At 42.3% G+C, this 928-nt stretch carries 1 protein-coding gene; it reads right to left on the reverse strand.

What is annotated here, in order from left to right:
* Positions 1–908, reverse strand: a 908-nt coding sequence (locus ABLT31_RS38770; RefSeq protein ID WP_367761045.1) for an IS110 family RNA-guided transposase, incomplete at its 3' end; no start/stop codon positions are given.
* Positions 909–928 lie beyond the last annotated feature (20 nt).

Raw genomic sequence — 928 nt, forward strand, 5'->3', positions numbered from 1 at the left:
GAAGATTTCCTTTTGCCAGCACTTTCGTTATGACCAGGAACCAATCCAGCCCATGAACACATATGAGCTGCGCTGGGGAACTGGTCTTTTACATTCGTTCCAACTTCAGCTAAAATCTGCTCTGCCATGCGTTTAGCTATGCCAGGAATAGAATCGAGTCGTTCCACATCTTCCTGGTATGCGTTCACTCTCTGTGCGACTTCTTGATCTAGCATTTCAATCTGCTCTGTTAAAAAATCAATGTGAGTTAAAATGGTTTTGATCATGAGGCGTTGATGAGGGCTTACATAGCCCCTAAGAGCGAGTTCAAGTTCATCTTTTTTTCGTTTCAATGTACGTAGAGCAAAGTTTGCTAGAGTTTCAGGATCTTCCTCGCCTTCGGCAATGGCACGAAGCATGTTTGTAGATGAAACCCCCGTAATATCGGAAACCACAGAGCCTAGCTTGATGTTGGCTCCTTCCAATACTTTTTGGATCCGATTATGTTGTCTAGCACGCTCTTCAATAATACTCCGACGATAACGAACCAACTCTCTTAGCTCCCGTTGATTTCGATCCGGAATATAGCTGGCTTTGAGTAGTCCGTGACGAAGAAGTTTGGCAATCCATTCGGCATCCTTCACATCAGTCTTACGTCCTGGAACGGCTTTAATATGCTGAGCATTCACCACTAAAAATTCAATATCTTCCGCTTCTAATAAATTCACAATCGGTTTCCAATAGACACTTGTACTCTCCATGGCAACATGAGTACATCCATGTTGCTTAATCCAGTCTACTAACTGTAATAGAAATACAGTCTTCGTTGAAAATGTTTGAATCTCCTTTCCTTCTGGTGTCATGATACATGCAGTAATGTTATCTTTATGGACGTCCATCCCACATGCTCGTTCAATGATTACTTCCATTGAAATGATCCTTTCTACGG

The organism is Ammoniphilus soli, assembly GCF_040813775.1.